A 5,409-nucleotide genomic window follows, 5' to 3' on the forward strand; every position below is an offset into this window, starting at 1 on the left:
ACCAGGCATTCGACGTCAGCCTCTAAAACTCACTCCTTAAGGATATATGCATTTCCGCCATGCGGTACTAGTCACGCAGGTTAACAGCAAGTCATTGAAAAGGGCTGTACTGAAGAGAGCTGTATACGAGCAGTTAGGATTGCAGTTAAAAAGTTGGAAGATATAAGGCCGATCTTATGAAGAAGGTAAACGCCCCGTCGTCCCCGGCTCAATTCTGAGTAGAACTCAGCGAGAGAAGGAGGTCGCACCTCATCAATGCAGATCATTAGAGTTAAGTCACTGTTCAGAACGATGCGTTATGCCGCAGAGTCAATCCCCCACTCATGTTTCAAGAATTGCTTGTACATGGTTTCGCGCATCATCATTTGCTCGTACAGCTTGACCAAGAACTCTTGGGCTTGCTCACGGCTCATCTTGTCAACTTGGGTCTCAAAGGAGCGCAGACTAAACTTTTGCTCCAAAGTGAGTTTCATCGGTTCTTTCATGGTTCAATCGTCCAACTTGAGAAACAACACTTGCCGGAACGTGTGAGACAAATCCACGCGCAAGTTGCGTCTTTTGTACCCGCGATCGCCTCAAACTTCCGCAAGTGGCTATCAATATCTTACAAAATGTAAAGAGCGTTTGACAAATAGACTACTGTTTGGGTTGAGAGTGATAAGTAGGCTACCGTTTCCAGGGATGAAATTTTGTCGGGAAAGAAAGCGGGGTTTACAGCTGGCGTTCTCGACGCAGCATTTGTCGATAGGCGGCCCAGCCAGCGATGACCATGGCCCCCGCAAAGCCGACTAAAAAGGTGAGGTGAGGGGCGATCGCCTCGCGCTCGCTGATTTCGGCGCTGTCTACCGCTGCTTGCAACGCCAAAATCATGTGATAAACCGGATTGTATGCGGCCAATGACAGCAGCGAATCGGGAAATAGGCGGATTGGCAAAAAGGCTCCCCCAAGCAACAGCAGCGGTACCCCAAAGGCCGCCACCAACGCATTGACGTCTTCGGTTCGTCGCGCTAGTTGCGTTCCTAAAATAAAGCCCAGTCCCACATAGGCCGCAATACTGAGCAAAATGACCAGGATCGCCAGTGGCAGCGATCCTGTAAATTCGGCTCCGACGGCGATCGCGATCGTCCACACCAACAGCGCCTGGGCCAGACCAATACCGCAATGCGCCACAAAAATGCCTAAGAAGTAGCCAATGCCGCTCAGCGGTGAGAGAAACAATCGTTTCAGCGTCTGCTGTTCGCGCTCGGCTACCACGGTGGCCACACTGCCGCCGAGGCAACTAAAAAAGAGCGCTGCCCCTACTAGCGTGGGAGCGGTAGCCTGTTGATAGGCCGCTGCCGTTTCAATCTGCGCCCGTTCGGCCAAGATGAGGCTATTCATCACCAGCATCAAGGCGGGAAACACCGCCCAAAAAATTAAGCTGCGTCGCCGTCGCCATAACTCTTGCCAAATCCGTTGGGCAACTGCGATCGCGTCCTGCAGGGTTTTGACTACCATACCCGTGTACCTTGATGCCTCATCCTTTAGCCACGTTACCAATGCAAGTTGACATGCCACAATAGACTTAACCTAGAAAATCCCTGCTGTGAGCGATTGGCAGCAGCGATCGGTGACTCCTATTGTCTCGAGCTTGAGACAGGTTTGGGATTGAGACCGCAAACGATTTGCTAGCTGGAGATAGCGTTGATCAGCCTGCTAAAAAAAATTCAGGACGTCTTGATGCGTTGGTGGCGTGACTTTACGCTGCAAACCCGTCTATTGGCAGGGGCAACCCTTGTCGTCTCCCTACTCATGAGTGGCCTGACATTTTGGGCTGTCAACTCCATTCAGCAAGATGCGCGCTTCAATGACACGCGGTTTGGTCGCGACTTGGGCTTGCTTTTGTCCGCCAACGTCGCCCCCCTCGTTTATGCCGGGGATACCGAAGAACTGGCGCGATTCTCTTACAGCTTTTATCAGAGCACGTCGAGTGTGCGTTACATGCTCTATGCGGATGATGAAGGCTCCATCTACTTTGGGATTCCCTATTCTGATGCGTCCGTCCAAAGCTCGCTCACCCTGCGCCGCCGGATGCAGTTGCCGGATGATTATGCTCGGAATGCTAATCTCCCCTTCGTCCGTCAGCATGTAACCCCGGCGGGGGAAGTCACCGACGTTTTTGTCCCCATTAAGTATGACGGTAACTATCTGGGGGTGTTGGCCCTGGGAATCAATCCCAACCCCACCGTTGTCGCCTCCTCTAACTTGACGCGAGATGTCACCGTGGCAGTATTCGTGTCGATCTGGGCCATGGTGATTTTGGGCGCTGTATTCAATGCGCTCACCATTACCCAACCCATCAAAGAGCTGCTGACCGGGGTGAAAAACATCGCTGCGGGAAACTTCCAACAGCGGATTGATTTGCCCCTGGGTGGTGAACTGGGGGAATTGATTTATAGCTTCAACGATATGGCGGAGCGCCTAGAGCGTTACGAAGAGCAAAATATCGAAGAATTAACCGCCGAAAAAGCCAAGCTAGAAACTCTGGTTTCTACATTTGCTGACGGCGCAATTTTGCTCGATACCAATATGCATGTGGTGCTGGTGAACCCGGCTGCTCGCCGCATCTTTGGGTGGGAAGGACGCGATCTGGCTGACGCCACGGTGTTGCAGCATTTTCCCAATGCGGTGCGGGTACAGCTCACCCGGCCACTCTTTATGGCCTCCGCAGGCGAGTCTGAGGGCATGGAATTTCGGATTGTGCTGACGGAGCCGACGAGCCGCACGATTCGGGTATTGCTGAATACCGTGCTCGACCCGACGCGCGAAAATGTCAAAGGGATTGCGATTACCGTTCAAGATGTGACGCGGGAAGTCGCGCTCAATGAGGCCAAGAGTCAATTTATCAGCAATGTCTCTCACGAACTGCGCACTCCCTTATTCAATATCAAGTCATTTATCGAAACGCTGCATGAATACGGGGATGACCTGAGTACTGAAGAGCGACAAGAGTTTTTGGAAACGACTAATCATGAGACCGATCGCCTGACTCGGCTCGTGAATGATGTGCTCGATTTGTCTCGTTTGGAGTCAAATCGTCGCTATCAGTTTGGCGAAGTGGAAGTCGCGCAGCCCATTGAGCAAACCTTGCGCACCTATCAACTCAACGCGCGGGACAAAAAAGTGAGCCTACACCACGAAATCGCAGCGAGTTTACCGCCAGTGCAGGGCAATTACGATTTGCTATTACAGGTGTTGGGTAACTTAATTGGCAATTCGCTGAAGTTCACTGAAGCGGGGGGCAAGGTGATGATTCGGGCCTATCAACTCCCCACTCACCAGCATCACGATAGTCTGGATGAATTTATTCGCATCGAGGTGGCGGATACGGGTATCGGCATTGCGGTCGAAGACCAGGAAGCGATTTTTGATCGCTTCTTCCGTGTCGAAAACCGAGTGCATACTTTGGAGGGCACCGGCCTCGGGCTGTCGATCGTGAAAAATATTGTCGAGAAACACAGCAGCCAGGTACATCTGATTAGCGAAGTCGGCGTGGGGACGACATTCTGGTTCGATTTGCCAGTCTATCAGGCAGAAACCTCACCGATGGTCATGGTGGCAACTCCGGATGAGAGTGAAACGATGGATGATGTATCGGCGGAGTTGCTCTCAACTCAGAGCAGTAGCGACAACTGATGAGTCGTAATTTCACTGCGATCGCTGCCAGCCAACGATGTTCTCCCCTGGCTGGCAGCCACAGCATTCAGATGATGAACCTCATCCCCTACGCTGGCAGTTGCCGATTAGTCTTCTGGCAGTACCCACTTCGGGGGCTGGGAAGCGCGCTCCATCATCTTGCGGCGTACCGCTTCGTCCGCCATGGCGAGCATTTGATCAAGCGAGGTTTCTTCAATAAACTTCGCAGCCTGCTCTTTGTATTCTAAATTGGGGCACTTATCGCCCAACACGCAGCCATTCTTGCAGGCTTCAGCACAATTAATCGTCTCCATTCCACTTCTCCAAACGGCTTTGCGATCGCGGGTGCAGCCAAACTGGCGCTGACCTTGTATACATAACGGCACCCAGTCATAAATTTTAAGGGATTGGCGGCAGGCTTGCTGTGCCCCTCCTTCCCGACCGTCAGCGGCAGTTTTCTAGCACTGCTGACAGATGTTGGCGGGGAAATGTGCACGTCTCAGCGCGGCAGTAATAGGATAGAGGGGCATTCTCGTGAGCTGCCCTATGTCCTCCATGCCGACTGCCACTACCTCTCCTGCAACGATGAAGCCATTGCTTGGCCAATCGCTGGAGGAGTTAACCGACTGGGTAAAAGGGCAGGGGCAACCGGCTTATCGTGGCAAACAGCTACACCAGTGGATTTATGAGCGATATGCGCGGAACTTGACGGAAATTACAGTCTTTTCAAAAGCTTGGCGGGCAGAGGTGGCAGAGGTGGCGGTGGGGCGATCGCAGCTCCATTTTCGCTCCGTGGCACCCGACGGCACGATCAAGTATTTGCTGAGGCTGACGGATGGCAGCATTATCGAAGCGGTGGGCATTCCGACCGTCAAGCGGCTGACGGTGTGTGTGTCGTCGCAGGTGGGATGTCCGATGGCGTGTGATTTTTGCGCCACGGGCAAGGGCGGCTTTTTGCGCAATTTAGAAACCCACGAAATCGTGGATCAGGTGCTGACGGTGCAGGAAGATTTTGGTCAGCGGGTCAGCAATATCGTGTTTATGGGCATGGGCGAGCCGTTGCTGAATGCGCCGAATGTGGTGAAGGCGGTGCGATCGCTGAATCAAGATATCGGTATAGGCCAACGCTCGATCACCGTTTCGACGGTGGGCATTCCGGGGCAGATTCGCCGCTTGGGAGATGAAAAACTCCAAATCACTCTGGCGGTGAGCCTCCACGCTTCTAATCAGCAGTTGCGTGAAACGCTGATTCCCAGTGCGCAGAAATATCCCCTAAAAACGCTCATTGATGAATGCTACGACTATGTCCACGTGACTGGCCGACGGATCAGCTTCGAATACATTCTCCTCGCGGGCTTAAATGATCTGCCCCACCACGCCGGAGAACTGGCGGAAATGGTGGGGGGCTTTCAGAGTCATGTCAATCTGATTCCCTACAATCCCATCAGCGAGGTGGACTATCAGCGGCCTAGCGATCACCAAATTCAAGACTTTGTTGACGAATTGAAAAAACGCAATGTCGCCGTCAGTGTCCGGTATTCGCGTGGCCTGGAAAAAGATGCTGCCTGCGGACAACTCCGCGCCCAAAAGCTGGCTGACTAGCGCTCTGTCAGTGCTTGATTTTAGGGTTGGACATACTTCGTCAATATCCTTCGACAAGCTCAGGATGAGCGTGAGCCGTACGTTCAGGCTGAGCCTGTCGTTCACGCAGTGGCTCCCTCCAGGAGCAAGCCC

General features: G+C 52.9%; 5 protein-coding genes. 2 read left to right on the forward strand and 3 right to left on the reverse strand.

The features are described from left to right. Positions 1-296 precede the first annotated feature (296 nt). Entirely contained in the window at positions 297-485 is a 189-nt protein-coding gene (locus JUK32_RS01235) for an NblA/ycf18 family protein (protein ID WP_204137040.1), read from the reverse strand. Positions 486-711: 226 nt separating this feature from the next. Then, a complete protein-coding gene (locus tag JUK32_RS01240) occupies positions 712-1,497 on the reverse strand; it encodes an ABC transporter permease (protein ID WP_204137041.1) in 786 nt (261 codons plus the stop codon). Positions 1,498-1,683: 186 nt separating this feature from the next. Between JUK32_RS01240 and nblS the strand changes: the two genes are divergently transcribed. Beyond that, on the forward strand, positions 1,684-3,675 hold the full coding sequence (gene nblS, locus JUK32_RS01245) for a two-component system sensor histidine kinase NblS (RefSeq protein WP_204137042.1): 1,992 nt from the start codon (positions 1,684-1,686) through the stop codon (positions 3,673-3,675). A 107-nt stretch (positions 3,676-3,782) separates the two neighbouring features. Here nblS and JUK32_RS01250 read toward each other — a convergent pair whose 3' ends face one another. Then, positions 3,783-3,989, reverse strand: a complete 207-nt coding sequence (locus tag JUK32_RS01250; protein ID WP_204137043.1) for a hypothetical protein — start codon at positions 3,987-3,989, stop codon at positions 3,783-3,785. Positions 3,990-4,260: 271 nt separating this feature from the next. Between JUK32_RS01250 and rlmN the strand changes: the two genes are divergently transcribed. Beyond that, positions 4,261-5,277, forward strand: coding sequence for a 23S rRNA (adenine(2503)-C(2))-methyltransferase RlmN (gene rlmN / locus JUK32_RS01255; protein WP_204137044.1), 1,017 nt, complete (start codon positions 4,261-4,263; stop codon positions 5,275-5,277). Positions 5,278-5,409 lie beyond the last annotated feature (132 nt).

Origin of the sequence: Halomicronema sp. CCY15110 (assembly GCF_016888165.1) — a bacterium.
GTDB lineage: Bacteria > Cyanobacteriota > Cyanobacteriia > Phormidesmidales > Phormidesmidaceae > Halomicronema.

Excerpts from the sequence above, each read along its gene's own strand:
- JUK32_RS01235 (WP_204137040.1), bottom strand. The coding sequence starts at position 485 with ATGAAAGAACCGATGAAACTCACTTTGGAGCAAAAGTTTAGTCTGCGC.
- JUK32_RS01250 (WP_204137043.1), bottom strand. The coding sequence starts at position 3,989 with ATGGAGACGATTAATTGTGCTGAAGCCTGCAAGAATGGCTGCGTGTTG.
- rlmN (WP_204137044.1), top strand. The coding sequence starts at position 4,261 with ATGAAGCCATTGCTTGGCCAATCGCTGGAGGAGTTAACCGACTGGGTA.
- JUK32_RS01240 (WP_204137041.1), bottom strand. The coding sequence starts at position 1,497 with ATGGTAGTCAAAACCCTGCAGGACGCGATCGCAGTTGCCCAACGGATT.